The sequence below is a fragment of the Actinoplanes sp. NPDC051388 genome (assembly GCF_055586225.1).
Genome location: NZ_JBVJIP010000004.1, coordinates 298,342 through 314,601 on the forward strand (window position 1 = coordinate 298,342; position 16,260 = coordinate 314,601).

A 16,260-nucleotide genomic window follows, 5' to 3' on the forward strand; every position below is an offset into this window, starting at 1 on the left:
GTAATTTTCCTGTAACGATTCAGAAGCCCGTGACCGGGGTTTTCAAATCCGCGGCCGCCCTTGGCAAGGCCTCAGTACGGAGGACCACGAACACGATGCGGACCCCATCGACGAGGGCAAGCCAGGAGACGGCCGCCCCCAGCCCAACCGCCGCGGCAGCGGCAGGTCGGGGGCGTGCCGGCCGCCCGTCGCGGTGGCGGCCGAGGCGCCGACGGGTGGGTGCCGCGCCGGCCTGGTTCCTGGTGCCCGCCTTGGTGTTGTACGGGTTCATCGTGCTGGTGCCGAGCGTGCGCGGCGGATACTTCGCCCTCACCGACTGGGACGGTTTGCGCGCGACGGCCGACTTCGTGGGTCTGGCGAACTTCCGTGAGGTGTTCTCCGATCCGGATGCGCTTGCGGCGCTCAGGCGGACCCTGCTGATCGCCGGCTCCATCACCGTGATCCAGAACGTGGTCGGCTTGCTGCTGGCGCTGGGCGTGGACAGCCGCATCAAGAGCCGGAACGTGCTTCGGGTGTTCCTGTTCGCGCCGGCCGTGATGACTCCCGTGGTGACGGGTTTCCTCTGGCGGAACCTGCTTGCGCCGGACGGCGCGGTCAACAGTGCGATGGATGCGCTCGGCCTGTCGTCGCTCAAGCAGGACTGGCTCGGCGACGGCTCGGTGGCGCTATGGGCGATCGTCGGCGTCGTCGTGTGGCAGTTCTGCGGTTACTCGATGGTCATCTTCCTGGCCGGCATGCAGGGGATCCAGCAAGACGTCATCGACGCGGCCGCGGCCGACGGGGCGGGACCGGTACGCCGGTTCTGGTACATCACCCGGCCACTGCTCGGGCCGGCGATCACGATCAACCTGATGCTCTCGCTGATCGGCGGGATCAAGTTGTTCGACCAGGTCTTCGCGATGACGGGAGGCGGTCCCGGCAACGACACCCAGACGCTGTCCACGATGATCTACAAGCAGGCCTTCGCCTACGGCAGCTTCAGTTACAGCGCCGCGCTGGCCGTCGCCCTCGCCGTCATCGTGGTCGTGCTGGCGAGCATCCAATTCCGCGCGTTGCGCCGATCCGAAGGGTCCGAGGAGTGAACAGGTATACGCGGTGGACCGCGCTGCTCGAGCTCGTCATGGTCGCCGTTGCCGTCGTCGTCGCGTTTCCGCTGTATGTGCTGATCAATCTCAGCCTGCGCGGAGAACACGACGCCGGCTCGCCCATCTCCCCGACATCGGAGCCGACCTTCCAGAACTTCCGGGACGCGTGGACCGATGCGGGGCTCGGCAGCGCCATCAGAAACAGCCTGACCGTCACCGTCCTCGCCGTCCTGATCATCGTCGCGGTCAGCTCGATGGCCGCATACCCGCTCGCCCGGGTGACCGCGCGGTGGTCACGAGTGACGTTCGCCGTGGTGATCCTTGGCCTCATCCTCCCGTTCCAGCTGGCGGCGCTGCCCCTCTACCAGACGATGCGTGACCTGCACCTGCTCGGCACGGTGTGGGGACTCGTCCTGTTCTACAGCGGCCTGCAAGTCCCGTTCGCCACGTTCCTCTACGTGGGGTTCCTCCGCTCTCTCCCGCGGGAGTACGAAGAGGCGGCGAAGATCGACGGCGCGGGGCCGAACACGACGTTCCGCCTGGTGGTGTTCCCACTCCTGCGGCCGGTCACCGGGACCGTTGCCATCCTCAACGCGGTCTTCGTGTGGAACGACTTCTTCACTCCCCTGCTCTATCTCTCGGGAAGTGGTCAGCAGACGATTCCCGTTGCCATCAACGGTTTCGTCGGGCAATACACCAGCGACTGGAACCTCGTGTTCGCCGGTCTCCTCATCGGCATCGCCCCCATCCTGCTCGTCTACTTCGTCATGCAGGGACGCATCATCAAGGGATTCGCCGGCGGGCTCAAAGGATGAGCGCGGACGTGGGCGACCTCCCCCGACGCATCGCATTTACTGAATCGATTCAGATCGGCTCGCTTCACCACAGGAGAAAACATGTCAGGCACAAGATGGATAGGAACAACGACGGCTCTGCTCATGGCCGGTGCGCTCGCGGCCGGATGCGGGAGCGACAGTGACTCGAACGCCGCATCCACGTCCAACTCCCCGACCAGCGCCGAGGTGAAAGGCACGGTGACGTTCTCCGGGCTGACCAGCGACCGGGCGGCCGCGGAGGCTGTCATCAAGGCGTTCGAGGTGAAATACCCCGCGGCCAAGGTGCAGGCGACCTTCGCGGACACCGACGCCTACCAGCCCGCGATTCGCACCCAACTCGTCTCGGGCACCGCGCCCGACGTGTTCTTCACGTGGCCCGGTCAGGGCAACCCCGCGGCGATGCAGACGCTGCACGAGGCCGGCATGATCGCCGATCTCAGTGACCTGCCGTGGGCCGCCAAGATGCCGAAAGGCATGGACTCGGTGACCAAGATCGACGGCAAGACGTACGTCGCCGTGACCGGCATCGGCGGCATCGGCGCGATCTACAACCAGCAGGCCCTGGCCGCGATCGGCGCTACCCCGCCGACGACCTGGACCGAACTGCTGGCGTTCTGCGACACCGCGAAAGCCAAAGGCAAGACGGCGTTCGCATTGGGCAACGGCACCAACTGGGTCACGCAGCTGATCCCCTACGCGCTGGCGTCCACTCTGGTCTATCAGAGCGAACCACAGTTCGCCTCTGAGATGTCCGCGGGCGGGAAGACATTCGCCGGCTCGAACTGGGACAAGGTGTTCGAGCAGTACCAGCAGATGGATCGGCAAGGCTGCTTCCAGGACAAGCCTCTCGGAACGGCGTACGAGGCGAGCACCGACCTGGTCGGCAAGGGGCAGGCTGTCGCGTTGGTGAACGGCAACTGGGCGCTCGACCCGATCAAGAAGGCCGGCGCGGCCGACGCCTCGTTCGTCATGGAGCCCCTGCCCGCGACGGACGACTCGGCGCAGACATGGATGCCGCTCGCCGCATCCGGCTCGTACGGGCTCAACAACAAACTGAAGAACGCGCCGGCCGCCAAGGGGTTCATCAACTTCCTGATGTCGACGGAGGGCCAGAACACCTACATGACGGCGCTCGGCGGCCTGCCCGCGATCTCCAACCCGGACTTCAAGCTGGACCCGGCGCTGGCGGTTCTCGACAAGTTCAACACGGCCAACAAGGGCGTTCCCTTCATGGACCAACTCTGGCCCAACCCGAAGGTGCAGCAGGACCTGTTCGTCGGCGTCGCCGACATGTTCGGCGGCAAAGCCACTCCGCAGGACATCAGCAAGAAGATGGACGCCGCCTACCAGAGCAAGTAGCCGGAAAGGCGGCCCGGTCCGACGAGCGGACCGGGCCGCCTTCCGACAGAGTCGACCAGGGAGACACCCGCGGTGCAGCCCGAAGATTCCGTAACCGAACTGCTGGACAGCTTCGAGCGCCCCGACAAGGCTTTCGGACCGATCCCCATCTGGTGGTGGAGCGGAGCCCGACTCGACAGCACCCGGCTGCGCTGGCAGATGGAGCAACTGACCGCCCAGGGAGTCAACCAGGCCGTCGTCATGTGCCTCGCGCCCCGCGGACCGATCTTCGGATCGGTCGCCGATGACCCGCCATTCCTCAGTGAGCCGTGGTGGGAGATATTTCTCCAGGCCTGCTCCGACGCCGGGCGGCTGGGCTTCAGGTTCTGGCTGTACGACCAGATCGGCTTCTCGGGCGCCAACCTGCAGGGGCAACTGGTCAGCGCTCAGCCCGCGTGGTCCGGGCACGAGCTGCACCGGCTGCAGGCGCCGTGTGACGGCACGGTCGGCGTTGAACTCAGGTGCCCGCCGCAAGCACGCCCGGTCGGCGCCTATTTCGTCGCGGACGCCGCAACCGAGGACAACCCACCGCTGCCGGTCGAGCTGGACGGCGACGCCGTGCGATGGGGCGGCGAGGCCGGCCGGCTCGTGCTCGTCTACGCGGAGCGGCGAGGATTCGACTACTTCTCGGCCGACGCCGGCGAACATCTCGTCGACTCCGTCCTCGGCGAGTTCGAACGACGCGCCGGCGCCTGGTTCGGCTCCGTCATCGTCGGGCTGTTCCAGGACGAGTTGCCCGCGATGCCGACGTGGGCGGCGGACTTTCCCGAAACGTTCGGCGCCGCGAACGGCTACTCCATCGTCGAGGTGATCGGGCTCCTCTGGGAGGACGGTGGCGCCCTCGGCCGGCGAGTGCGCCACCACTACCACGCGCATCGCGGCGCCCTCGCCCGACGCGGCTTCTTCGACCCCCTGGCACGGTGGACTCGGCGCACCGGGCTCATCGCCGGCTTCGACCAGCAGTCGCCGGCGCGTGACGGTGACCCCAGCGGCGGCGTCGCGCTCTACGGCGACTACCTCGAGACCCATGACCAGTTCACCGCACCGGGTAGCGACCACTGGGGCGATCCCAAGATCCACAGCTCGCTGGCCCACGCGCGGCGGCACCCGCGCACCTGGCTGGAAGGCTTTCATTCGTCCGGCTGGGGAGGCACCCTCGAGGAGACCTACGACTGGCTGTCGCCATTCCTCCGCCGCGGCACGACCCTGTACGACCCCCACGCCGTCTACTACGCGACCGTGAGCGGATGGTGGGAGTGGGCGCCGCCGTCGACCTGCTGGCGCCAGCCCTACTGGCCGTCATACGGCGTCCTGACTGCCGCGGTCGCCAGGCTGTGCTCACTGCTGTCGATCGGCGAACTCCTCGCCGACACCGTGCTGCTGTACCCGCTGGTTGCCGCGCAGGCGGGACAGACGCTCGCCGGAACGCTGCCGCAGGCAGCCCGTGCGAGCGAGGTGTTCCACGAACTGAACGGCGTCACGGCGTGGTTCGCCGAAGCACCCGGCGTGCTCGACCGCGCGGGCATCGAGTACGAGGCCTTCGACGACGCCACCGTGTCCGGTGGCGTCGTGAGCGCAGGAGCGCTGAGGGTGGCCGGCGGAGCTTTTCGCAGCGTCGTGCTGCCTGCGGTCCCCCTCATCGATGAGGCGCTCGCACAACGGCTCACCGAGCTGGCCGACGACGGCGGACAGGTGATCTGCGTCGGTGTGGTGCCGGAGGTCCTGGCCGGCGACGACCCCTCGATCGCCGACCGTTTCGTGGCCGCGGTGGCCGGCGGGCAGATCGCGGTGGTGTCCAGCGCCACCGACGTGCCCGGGCAGCTTCCCGCCGCCGTCGTGACCGCTGATGCCCCGGTTCTCGTCAGGCGGCACGGCGACGCGTTTGTGCTCCTGCTGACCAGCCACGACGACAAGACGGGTACGCGGGCCCCGATCATCCCCGATCACCGGGACGTCAACTGGGTCGAGTCCTCCTTCCGGTGGGACAGATACTGGGCGGCGCTGTCTACCAACGGCTACACATTCGTTCCGGTGGGCGAGCGCCAGGCACACGTGTGCATCCGCGGCGCCGGCAAGATGCGAGCGCAGCAATGGGACCCTCGCACCGGTCTGCGGACCGAACTCGACGCCGTCGACGACGCCGGTGACCTTCACCTGGTCGTCCCCTACGACAGCGGGCCGATGTCCGTCGTCGTGCTCGCCCCGGAGCCACCGCCGCCCAACGCCACCAGGTGGACGCCATCGCCGGCGGACACCGTCACCGAGGTTGCCGGCCCCTGGCGGCTCACCGCCGCGTCGACTCTGGACAACCGATGGGCCGACCTCGGTGACCGGCGAGATACCGGAATGCTCCCGCTGCAGATCTGGCGCGTCGAGCACACGATCGGCGAGAACGGGAGTCAGGCGCCGCCCGCCTCCGGCTGGTCGGACGCCCTCGCGACGTTCGGACCATATGTGCACACCCTCGATCCACAGGACGATGACCGGCTCGCGGGAACGATCGGTGCGGCGGACGACCGCTGGAAGCCTGCGTCGTACTCCCTCTCGCGAGGCATTCACAAGGATGCGCTGCACTTCGAGTACCTCGGCCCCAAGGGAATGGTGCCCGAGGAGTTCTTGGCCTGGCCGACGGCTCGACCGGGGCAGTGGGTGGCATTCCGCACCACATTGCCGATGCCGCCGGCAACCGAGCCGCGCTGGCTGGCGCTCGGCGCGAATGCGGTGCGGCGGGTGTTCCTGAACGGGGTCGAGACAGCCGCCACGGGCGACGGCTATTGGTCCACGCTGCCCCTTCGCTCCGGCATCGGCGACGCCGACGTCGAGGTGTGGCTGTTCAACGAGGCGGAACTCGGCCCCGATGCTCGGGGTGGACCGACCGCGGGCATCCGGGCGTCCTTCGCTGTCGTCACCGATCTGGCCCGCTACCGGCGTCCGGAGTGGTTGCGCCCGGCCTCGCACCTTGGCAAGCCCGCTCCGGTGAGCTTCTCGAAGCAATTCCGGCTCGACGAGCTGCCGGTGGACGCGACGGTTCAGGTGAGCGCCGAGGGCGCCTGCGTCGTGTCCGTGAACGGAAGCGAGGTCGGGCGGCAAGGCGGCTTCGAGCCCTACGCCGGGATGCGGCACGTGCACGTCCATCCGTACGACCTCGGCCCGTTCCTGTGTGTGGGCGACAACGTGCTCGAGTTGACGATCGACAACCACGGCCGTACGCCGGCAGCGCTCGCCGACAGCCGCCCGGTGAGCGTCGGAGGGATCGGCGTGAGCACGGGCGCGGACTGGACGATGACGAGTGAAGGGGCCCCACTCGACCTGGAACTGCGTCGCGAGCAGTGGACCGATCCGCGGTGGGTCTGCCTGCACGCTCGGCCGCACCCGCTGCCGCGCGCCGGCTGGCTCGATCCCTCAGCCCGCAGCGCGGGCACGGTGCTCGACGTGGTGCCGGACGCGCACCGCAGGGGGGAACGCGTCGAATGGCTTCGCTTTCCGGCCCCGGTCGGCGCCGTTGTCGCACGGGTCGACGCGCACGCACCGTTCGCCGCGTTCGTCGACGGCGTTCCCGTGCCGCAGCACGACAGGGTGCTCACCTTCGCCGGGCCGCTCGCCCCCGGTCAGCTGATTCAGCTGCGGTTCACCGTGGATGACGGGCACACCGCCGGGGGTCTGCTGCGCGGCCCGGTGACGGTCGAGCTCGCGAGCGCCACGGCTGAGCTCGCATCGTGGGAGGAGCTGGGCCTTCGTTCGCTCGGCGGGCAGGTGACCTATGAGACGGAGGTGGAGCTCGGCGCCGCGACCGCCGGCGAGCGCGTCATGGTCGATCTGGGAGACGTACGCGGGACCGCCGACGTGCGCGTCAACGGCGGCGAGTGGCACACGTGCATCTGGAGCCCGTACCGGGCGGAGGTGACCGACGACGTGATCGCGGGCCGCAACGTGATCACGGTCGTCGTGAGAGGAACGCTCGCCGGCTACCTCGACGACGTGTCACCGACCCCGGCCATCGCCGCGGGACAGACGCGGACAGGTTTGTTCGGTCCCGTGGTCCTACGCCGGTCGCCGAGCCTCGCCCGGAGTCCTTTCGGGCCCGATCCGGCGACTCAGGTGCCTGCCACCGGGCGCCACGACGGTTTTCCGGTTGCCGACTCGAATGCGGCTCTGAGGAAATGGGTGTCGTAGATGATCGCCAGCTCCGCAATCTTGCCCGACTCGTCGAGCGTGGCGACGTCCACGACATCGAAAGGTGCTGCGGCACCGTCGGACAAGCGCCAGTCGAAGTGGAACCAGAAACTGAGGGTCTGCCGTCCCGTCCGATCGCTGCCGCTCATCGTTGATCGCAACGTGAGAACGGCGCTTTCCGTGTCGGCGAAGAGCGCGGGATAGAACTCGGCCGCCGGCGTGGGTCCGTACAGCGGCGAGTGGACGACCGCACCCGGAGCGAACAGACTCGTGATGAGCGCGACGTCGAACGTCTCCACGGCTCGCAGGTAGTCGTCGACGAGCTTGTCTTCAGGCATCTTCACCACGGCCTTGGCGGATCTGCAGCCAGCAGCCGGCGACGACGGCGCCGACCAGCAACCCACCTGCGATGGCGGCCGGGGTTCCGGCGATGAATCCGCCCAGCAGAACCGCCACGACGAGGGCGGATACCGACACGGCGATGGTCGCCCAGCGCGGAAGAGTCCAGATCGTCCGGCGCGAAAGGGCCCTGGCCAGCGCGGGATCACTCGCTGTCAGGAAAGCATCGATTTCCGACAAGCGGCGCCGTTCAATGTCATCTAACACTCATCCGGCCCTCCCGATCCGTGAACACTCTTCCCGGACATCTTGCCGGCGCCTCGGCGCTCAATTGATGCCATAAACAATTCACATACTAAAGCACTTGCGCGGCACCGTGAGCGGGTGCCGACTGAGAATTCGCTGGCACTCGGTCGAGTGCGACGCCATCACGTTCCGGTCCGCAGTCGCCGGCGCAACATCGACTTCTGCACCTTGCCAATGGCGTTGCGCGGCAACTCCGCCACGATCTCCAGCCGGCTGGGCTGATACCACTCGGTCATCCCGCGTCCACTCAGGAAGCTGCGAAGCTCGGCCAGCGTCGGCACGGTCGATCGGGATACGACGAACGCGCACGCCAGTTCCCCGCCCGAGCCGTCCGGGTAGCCCACCAGTGCCGCCTCCGTCACGGCCGGGTGGTTGAGCAACTCGGCTTCCACGTCAGCCACCGGAATCATGAACGCGCCGCCGATGCGATCGTCTGCCCGTCCGACGATGCGGATGCCGCCGCGTCCGTCGGGCACAGCCAGATCGCCGGTGTCGTACCAGCCGTCCGCGAGCAGGGACAGTCCGCTGCTGTCACGGCCGAACGTCGCGAGGCAGACGCTGGCTCCTCGGACGAACAGGCGCGCCGGCGAGCCGGCCGGGGCGTCCGGCTCGCCGCGCAGCTCGAGGTTCAGTGCCGGGCTGGGACGGCCGTCGCTGTGCATCGCCCAGTCCGCTGGGGCGTCCGATCGGGTCCAGGTGCCGGGGACCTCGGTCATTCCCCACATCGACCGGAGGATGCAGCCCAGGACGGCGTGCACCTCGCGAACCAGTTGCGGGGGAACGGTGGTGGCACCGCTGAGCACCAGGCGCACCGAGGTGAGGTCGCGGGGTTCGTCGCGCTGCGCGGCCAGCAGTTGGCTCAGAAAGACGGGCGCCGCGGCCAGGCAACTCAGGCCGTGTTCCTCGGCCAGGTCCAGCACGACACTCGGGTCCCAGGTGTCTACGAGGACAGTGGTCGCCCCCACCAGCAGCGGGAGCAGGATGGAGAAGTTGACGCCCATGATGTGCATCGCCGCATGGGGGGTCATGATGACGTCGCCGCGGCCGAGTCGCTCCGCCGCGGCGAACTGCGGAACAGCGGCGTGCAGCGTGTTGTGACTGTGCACCACGCCTTTCGGCTCGCCGGAGGTGCCCGAGGTGAACAACACCATGAAGGCCCGGTCGGGCTCGTCGCGGAAATCTTCCAGCGCCGCGCGGCGCTCGTCCTGCCCTGCGGCGTCGAAAAGGTGGTCGAGGTCCACGGCATCGGGCCCGGCGCCGCCGCCCAGCACCACCCGATGGCGCAGCTCGGACAGCCGGGGCGTCATCTCCGCAATGCGCGCTTCGTAGTCTGCGCCCGACCAACGGCCCGGCGTGACACACACGTTCGCCCGCAGCCGGGCCAGGATTCGTTCCACCTCCCGCGCACCGAGCGTGGGCATGATGGGAGCGACCATCGCACCAATCCGTGCACAGGCCAGAAACAACGCTCCCGCCTGCCACCAGTTGGGCAGCTGCGCCGCGACAACCTGCCCGGCACGAACGCCGAGACCTGTCAGGATGCCGGCGAAACGTTCCACCGCTTCCGCATACTCGGCGTACGTCAGACGCTGAACCTTGTCGTCGCCGGCACGACAGGCAAACACCGCGGTCGCCTCGGGTGTCTGGTCGCGCCACCGGCGCAGATCGTCGAGGGGGCTTTCGTCTCGCCACAGGCCGTCGTGGCGGTAGCTCGCGGCCAGGTCCGCCGGCGGCCGCACGTTCCCCAGCCGGCCGCTGTCCTCCGCCATGGGCGCGAACTCCTCTCACAGACGCCGGAAACGTGACCATTGGACGAGGCGAAAGCTACCGCGCCGAGCACCCCTGCACCTTGGGGCAATTGTTTGCCCCTTGTACTCGAGCCGGTGCCGGCCGCGGTGAAGGGGAAATCACCATGGATTCCGGTGCACACCTTCACCTTCTGCCTTCTCTCGAACTCCCGCGGCTGCGACTCTGAGAAGCCAGCCGCAAGCGCCGTAATGACAGGTGGGATCCGCCATGGACGAGACCGCCGGCGTCGACGCCGGCACGCCCGCACAGGACCGCGTCCGGGCCTGGTCCCAGATCGCCCGTGAGACGGTCGCTGAACTGCACATCACGCCGGCCGACCAGTCCTCCTTCACCGCCGTGTCCCATCGGATGGATGTCGGCGGCCTGCGGCTGGTTCGGATGCGCCTCGCCGCGCACGAGGCGGTCCGCAGCGCGACGATGGCGACCGGCCAGGGACTACGCCCGCTCAGCGTCCGGTTGCAGCTCGCCGGCACCACCGTGCTCGCCCAGGACGGTCGGGAGGCGATGATCCGGCCGGGTGACCTGGTCCTGTCGGACGCCGCACGCCCCTTCGCGACCTGGAATCCGGACGACGTCCACTTCGTGACGATGCTGGTGCCGCCCGGCGTCGACGTTGGCGGACCGCGTACGGACTACCGAGCCATGACCGCCACCACGTTCCCCGCGCGGCAGCCGGGGGCCGGCATGCTCGGCGCGCTGCTGCGCAGCGTCTCGCGCTCGCACGGCAGGCTGGCGGTGACCAGCCGCGGACACGTGGAGCGGACGCTGCTGAGCGCGTTCGCCGTAGTTCTCAGTGAACAGGCCGGGAAGGGTTCGTCGGGCCTGGATCTGCTGCGGATCAGGGCCTATGAGCACATCGACCGACACGTTGCCGATCCTGATCTCGACCCGGCCGCGGTCGCCGGCGCATTGGGGGTGTCGGTGCGTTACCTGCATCGCGCGTTCGAGGAGACCGAGGTGACGGTGGCCGGCTGGATCAGGGAACAGCGCCTCGGCGCCGCCCGTCGTGATCTGCTCGACCCGGCGCTGGCCCAGCTGACCATCTCGGCGATCGCCAACCGGTGGGGATTCCCGGACCGGTCGCACTTCAGCCGCGCCTTCCGCAGATGGGACGGCCGGAGCCCGGCGGAGGTGCGCGCGGGCGCGGAAGGTCACGCCACCGGACGCTGAAAGTCACCCGGCCGGCCCATCCCGGCCAGAACATGTCCGCATGTCTCACGATGATCAGCGCAGCGCCGTCCAGCGGCGCACCATTCTCAAGGGAGCTGCGGGCGGGGCGGCCGCAGCGGCCTCCGGTGTCCTGCATTCCTCGCCCGCCTGGGCGACTGACACGCCGCCTCCGGTGCCGGCCGACCTGATTCTGCACAACGGCAAACTGCTCACCCTGGACCGCGGGCAACCGTACGCCTCGGCCATCGCCATCAAGGGCAACCGCATCATGGCCGTCGGCACGGACGCGGAGATCCTGCGCCGGCGCGGCCCCGCCACCCGGGTCGTGGACCTGCGGCGGCGGACCGTCATCCCGGGCCTCAACGACTCACACACCCACCTGCTGCGCGGCGGCCTCAACTTCATGATGGAGCTTCGGTGGGACGGCCTGACCAGCCTCGCCGAGGCGTTGCGCCGATTGAAGCGCCAGGCGCAGGTGACCCCGCCGCCGCAATGGGTCCGGGTGATCGGCGGCTGGTCGCGCGACCAGTTCCGGGAGCGGCGGCTGCCGACCCTCGCCGAGATCAACCGCGCCACCGGGGACACTCCGGCGTTCGTGCTGTTCCAGTACTCGATGGGTTTCATCAACCGGGCCGGCCTGCGGGTGCTCGGCTACGACAAGAACACCCCCGACCCGCCCGGCGGCGCCATCGACCACGACGCCCAGGGCAACCCCACCGGGCTGGTGCTCGCCAAGCCCGACCCGCGCATCCTCTACGGCATCGTCGGGCAGATCCCGCGGCTGTCGCTCGAGGACCAGATCATCAGCACCCGCCAGTTCATGCGCGAGGTCAACCGGTTCGGCGTCACCAGCGCAATGGACGCGGGTGGCGGCGGCCAGGCCTACCCGGGCGACTACGCGGTCATCGACAACCTGCACCGCAACGACCAGATCACCACCCGGCTGGCCGCGAGCGTCTTCCCACAGGTGCCGGGCGCCGAATATCCCGAGCTGGAACGGGTGACCCGGGAGCTCACGGTGGACAACGGCGACGACATGTTCCGGATCCACGGCCCGGGCGAGACCCTGGTCTGGAACGGCGTCGACTTCGACAACTTCCTCGAGCCCCGGCCGATCTTCCCACTCGCGATGGAGGCCGATCTGACCCGGGTCCTGCGGACCACCATCGAACGCGGCTGGCCGTTCCGTTACCACGCCAGCTACGACGAGTCGATCGAGCGTTTCCTCGCGGTGCTGGAGACCATCAACCAGGACCTGCCGCTCGGCGGATCACGGTGGATCCTCGACCACGCCGAGAACATCAGTGCCCGCAACATCGACCGGGTCGCCGCGCTCGGTGGCACCATCGCCATCCAGCATCAGATGGCCTTCCAAGGCAACATCTTCCAAGAACGGTACGGCGAGGAAGTCGCGCGGCGCAGCCCGCCGGTGGGCGAGATGGTCCGCGCCGGTGTCCCGGTCGGCATGGGCACCGACGCCACCCGAGTGGCCAGCTACAACCCGTGGATCGGGCTCTGGTGGCTGGTCACCGGCCGCACCCTGGCCGGCACTGAGATGCGCGCCGCGGACAACCGGGTCGACCGGCTCACCGCACTGCGGCTCTACACCCAGGGCAGTGCATACCTGGAGAACGCGGAGACGAAGAAGGGCACCCTGATCGCCGGGCAACTGGCCGACCTGGCCGTGCTCTCCGACGACTATCTGCACATCCCCGAGCGGGAGATCCTCGACATCGAGTCGGTTCTCACCCTGACCGACGGCAAGGTCGCCTACGCCGTGGCCGAGTTCCGCAAGCTGGCGCCGTCTCCGCTGCCGATCAGCCCGGACTGGTCTCCGGTCGGACGCTTCGGCGGCTACCCCACGGAGGGCACTGCCGGTCTCGGCTACCTCTGCTGAGACCGGCCGCAGGTGAGTCCATCTGCTTGGGCGGCCGCGGCACAGCTCAGCCCCGAGGCCAAGGGCTCTCGGGGCTGAGCTGCGCGACCGGGCGATGAGGACGCCGGCATCGGGTTGCCGGGACTTCAGCGTTTGGCCGGTGCGCGTGTCGTCCGCAGTTGCTGGATCAGCGCGCGGGTGCGGTCGCGCCGGAACCATGCGATCACCGCGACGGAGACCAGCAGGATCAGTGGCATGACCACGTCGGCGTCGAGCAGGAAGAGCTCGGTGAGCACCGCGCCGGACATGACACCGGCGAGCCCGAGCGCGGCAAGCCCGCAGAGGCGCGGGATGAGCAGACCGATGCCGCCGGCCACTTCCAGCGTGCCCGTAACGTAGCGCAGCCATTGCCCGGCGCCGATGTCGGTGAAGGTCTGCACGGCCTGCTCGCTGCCGAACAACTTCCCGGGCCCGAAGTTGATGATGAACAGTGCCGCAAGAGCGATCTGGAAGACCCAGAGTGCGATGTTGGCCGCCTTGGAACGCGTGCCGGTCTCGCTTGTCGTGGTCGATGCGCGGTTCACGAGCCCTCCTAACGTGTCGGGATTGGCCGATGACCTCGGTCACGGCATCAGGATCCCCTTGCCGGGCACCAGCCGCGTCCTCCTGCCATGGACAATGCGGGATACCACGGCTGCAGTAGGCACCCCGCGTCCATGCCACACCTGTTCTACCGAGCGCCGGTCAACGAATACCGTTCCACACCCGCCATTCGTCCGGGGCCGGATCGCGGACTTCGTCGATCCGGTCGGCGATCAGCGCCATGGCCCGGTCGGGGATCTCGTAGGGCGCCCAGCCGGGCACGGACCCGCTGATGAATGAGACCCACAGACTGTGTGCCGTGTCGGCCACCGTCCGGGATGGGTCGTCGCCGATGAGGGGGCGGGCATCCGGCTCGTCGATGGTGTCGAACACGAACGGGACCTCGGCGCCGTGGCAGGCGCCCAGCCCCCCGTTGGCAGCGGGTTCCGGGTGATCGAAGCGGTAGACCCAGGTGTTCCCGTGCCGAGCCTCGGCGACCCGTTGCACCGGAACGCCGAAGAACCAGTCGGTCGCGATGGCTGAGAGAACGTCTCCTGCTGCCGCCCCGCGCCGGTTGGCGCGATAGAGCGCTGCCTGCGCGGGTGTCAGGCCGTAGCCTGAAGCGGCGTTCACCAGCATCGAGTCGTCGATGCGGTGCCACGTGCCCGGCGCGATCAGGAAGAGCCGGGCCTCGTCGCGGTTGAAGCCGATGAGCATCGGGACGTGCGCACCGACACCGCGCCTGAAGGACTCCAGTGGGGCGTCATCGAGCACGTCGTGATCGATGACCGGGGCGAACGGCGTCTGGCTGGCCGCGATCGCACCCCACTTGGCCGGGTCGGGTGTGGTCTGCACCTCGGTGACCAGGTCGGAAGCGGCGCCGACCAGTCTGTCCAGCGGCACCTTCGCGATGGCGTCGCGGGTAGGCGTCACGCCGAGCGCATCGGCGAGGTGGCCCGACACCAGAAGCCCCTGCTCCGCGGTGAGTGTGTTCGCGGCGGCTCCGCTCTGGGCGATCGCGCGGCTGAACAGGCCCTTTGTGGTGGGCATCGACAGCAGCGTGACGGCGCTCATCGCGCCCGCGGACTCGCCCGCCACGGTGACCCGGGCGGGGTCGCCACCGAAGGCGGCGATGTTGTCCTGGACCCACTGCAGCGCGGCGATCTGGTCCAGCAGTCCCAGGTTCGCGGATCCGCCACGCAGGTAGAGGAAGCCTTCGGCGGCCAACCGGTAGTTGATGGTCACGCACACCACACCGTCGCGGGCGAAGGCGCTGCCGTCGTACGCGTTCACCGACCCGGAGCCGTTCGTGAACGAGCCGCCATGTATCCAGACCAGCACCGGCAGCCCGCCGGCGGTGGGATCGGGTGTCCACACGTTCAGGTTCAGGCAGTCCGCGCCAGGGTTGTCGACCTCGGGAAAATACGGGCGGTAGGGCGGCGGATACGTTCCTTTGGGGACGGTCGGACCGTATGCGGTGGCTCGCCGTGTGCCGTCCCACGCGGTGACCGGTCGCGGCGGCTGCATCCGGTTCGGTCCGAACGGTGGTGCCGCATAGGGGATGCCGAGGAAGGCCACTCCCGTGGCTGTCGGCCGTCCCTGCACCCGCCCGGCCTGTGTCGTAGCGAAGAGTTCCATACCCGCAGGTGCGCGGGGGGCGCGATTAGTTCGATCGAGTCGCGGAAATGTTGCCGGTAGTCTCGATCGATGATCGACATTCCGGCGGACGCGGAGTTGGTGCGCCGCGCGCGGGCCGGCGACGCCGCCAGCCTCGGTCTGCTGCTGCATCGCCATGAGGCAGGGATGCTGGCCACGGCCTATGCCGTTCTCGGCTACGGATCAGACGCCCAGGACGCCGTCCAGGAGGCGTTTCTCGTCGCCGTCAGCCGGCTCGCCGCGTTGCGCGATCCGGAGTCGGTCGGCTCCTGGCTGCGTGGCATCGTCCGCAACATCTGCCGGGCGTCCCGGCGCCGACCGGTCCCCCTCCCTCTAGAAGACCTGCGCCGGGAGGTGGCCGCGGCCGACGCCGACCCGGCCGAGTTGCTCGAGCGGCAAGCGCTGCGGGACTGGGCGTGGCACGCCTTGGAACGGCTCACGCCGAACCTGCGCGTCGTGGCGATGCTTCGCTACTTCACCGAGGCCAGCGCGTATGCGCAGATCGCCGAGTTGTGCGGCGTCCCGGTGGGCACGGTGCGGAGCCGGCTCAGCGAAGCGCGGACCAAGCTCGCTGAACAGCTGCGGGCGACCGCCGCCCTCGCCCACCCCGATGCCGCCATGCGGACGCTGCGGTCACGTCGGGATGCCGAGGAGGCGCTGGCCGCGATGCGGGCCGGCGCGGTTACCTCGGCGCTCGCTGAGACCTGGTCGCCGTCCGCGGTCACGGTTCTGCCCGACGGCACCTTCGAGCACGGGTACGGCCGGCTGGCACAGGCCATCACGGCCAACCACGAGGATGGCGTGCGATACCGGCTCACCAACGTCGTGGCCAGTGACGACATCACCATCTGGGAGACCGATTTCCTCAACCCCGCCGACAAGCCCTCGCATTGCCCACCGGCGGGTGTCTGGCTCCATTTCCTGGATTCCGGCCGGATACAGGGCTTCCGGCTGCTGCACACCGCCCGGCCGTAGTCGACTGCCGGCCCGGCAAGCGCAGACCGGCCGGAGAATCGGACAGAGGGCGCTT

12 protein-coding genes are annotated in these 16,260 nt (G+C 68.8%); 7 read left to right on the forward strand and 5 right to left on the reverse strand.

What is annotated here, in order from left to right; translation table 11 throughout:
- Positions 1 to 29 precede the first annotated feature (29 nt).
- The 4 genes from ACZ6TI_RS13115 to ACZ6TI_RS13130 all read left to right on the forward strand — a co-directional run bounded on the left by ACZ6TI_RS13115 (position 30) and on the right by ACZ6TI_RS13130 (position 7,492).
- Positions 30 to 1,082, forward strand: coding sequence for a carbohydrate ABC transporter permease (locus ACZ6TI_RS13115; RefSeq protein ID WP_465345243.1), 1,053 nt, complete (start codon positions 30 to 32; stop codon positions 1,080 to 1,082).
- Positions 1,079 to 1,900, forward strand: a complete 822-nt coding sequence (locus ACZ6TI_RS13120; RefSeq protein WP_465345244.1) for a carbohydrate ABC transporter permease — start codon at positions 1,079 to 1,081, stop codon at positions 1,898 to 1,900. Before ACZ6TI_RS13115 ends, ACZ6TI_RS13120 begins: the two co-directional genes overlap by 4 nt.
- Before the next feature lie 123 nt (positions 1,901 to 2,023).
- Positions 2,024 to 3,280: an ABC transporter substrate-binding protein gene (locus tag ACZ6TI_RS13125; RefSeq protein ID WP_465345245.1), complete on the forward strand. Its 1,257-nt coding sequence runs from the start codon at positions 2,024 to 2,026 to the stop codon at positions 3,278 to 3,280.
- Positions 3,281 to 3,352: 72 nt separating this feature from the next.
- Positions 3,353 to 7,492: a hypothetical protein gene (locus tag ACZ6TI_RS13130; protein WP_465345246.1), complete on the forward strand. Its 4,140-nt coding sequence runs from the start codon at positions 3,353 to 3,355 to the stop codon at positions 7,490 to 7,492.
- Here ACZ6TI_RS13130 and ACZ6TI_RS13135 read toward each other — a convergent pair.
- The 3 genes from ACZ6TI_RS13135 to ACZ6TI_RS13145 all read right to left on the reverse strand — a co-directional run bounded on the left by ACZ6TI_RS13135 (position 7,414) and on the right by ACZ6TI_RS13145 (position 9,906).
- Positions 7,414 to 7,830 carry a nuclear transport factor 2 family protein gene (locus tag ACZ6TI_RS13135; RefSeq protein ID WP_465345247.1) on the reverse strand — a complete coding sequence of 139 codons (417 nt, stop codon included), beginning with the start codon at positions 7,828 to 7,830 and terminating at the stop codon, positions 7,414 to 7,416. The genes ACZ6TI_RS13130 and ACZ6TI_RS13135 overlap by 79 nt on opposite strands.
- Positions 7,823 to 8,098, reverse strand: coding sequence for a DUF3040 domain-containing protein (locus ACZ6TI_RS13140; protein WP_465345248.1), 276 nt, complete (start codon positions 8,096 to 8,098; stop codon positions 7,823 to 7,825). Before ACZ6TI_RS13140 ends, ACZ6TI_RS13135 begins: the two co-directional genes overlap by 8 nt.
- 161 nt (positions 8,099 to 8,259) lie before the next feature.
- The gene (locus ACZ6TI_RS13145) at positions 8,260 to 9,906 is read right to left on the reverse strand and encodes an AMP-binding protein (RefSeq protein ID WP_465345249.1); all 1,647 of its coding nucleotides are present in this window, start codon (positions 9,904 to 9,906) and stop codon (positions 8,260 to 8,262) included.
- Between the two features lie 247 nt (positions 9,907 to 10,153).
- Here ACZ6TI_RS13145 and ACZ6TI_RS13150 point away from each other — a divergent pair, with 247 nt between their 5' ends.
- Positions 10,154 to 11,116 carry a helix-turn-helix domain-containing protein gene (locus ACZ6TI_RS13150; RefSeq protein WP_465345250.1) on the forward strand — a complete coding sequence of 321 codons (963 nt, stop codon included), beginning with the start codon at positions 10,154 to 10,156 and terminating at the stop codon, positions 11,114 to 11,116.
- A gap of 40 nt (positions 11,117 to 11,156) precedes the next feature.
- Positions 11,157 to 13,013 carry an amidohydrolase gene (locus ACZ6TI_RS13155; protein ID WP_465345251.1) on the forward strand — a complete coding sequence of 619 codons (1,857 nt, stop codon included), beginning with the start codon at positions 11,157 to 11,159 and terminating at the stop codon, positions 13,011 to 13,013.
- A gap of 125 nt (positions 13,014 to 13,138) precedes the next feature.
- Here the strand turns inward: ACZ6TI_RS13155 and ACZ6TI_RS13160 are convergent, their stop codons facing one another.
- The gene (locus ACZ6TI_RS13160; protein ID WP_465345252.1) at positions 13,139 to 13,576 is read right to left on the reverse strand and encodes a DoxX family protein; all 438 of its coding nucleotides are present in this window, start codon (positions 13,574 to 13,576) and stop codon (positions 13,139 to 13,141) included.
- 160 nt (positions 13,577 to 13,736) lie between these two features.
- On the reverse strand, positions 13,737 to 15,368 hold the full coding sequence (locus ACZ6TI_RS13165) for a carboxylesterase/lipase family protein (protein ID WP_465345253.1): 1,632 nt from the start codon (positions 15,366 to 15,368) through the stop codon (positions 13,737 to 13,739).
- Between ACZ6TI_RS13165 and ACZ6TI_RS13170 the strand changes: the two genes are divergently transcribed.
- A complete protein-coding gene (locus ACZ6TI_RS13170) occupies positions 15,282 to 16,205 on the forward strand; it encodes an RNA polymerase sigma factor (protein ID WP_465345254.1) in 924 nt (307 codons plus the stop codon). The two genes, ACZ6TI_RS13165 and ACZ6TI_RS13170, sit on opposite strands and share 87 nt — an antisense overlap.
- Positions 16,206 to 16,260: the final 55 nt, after the last annotated feature.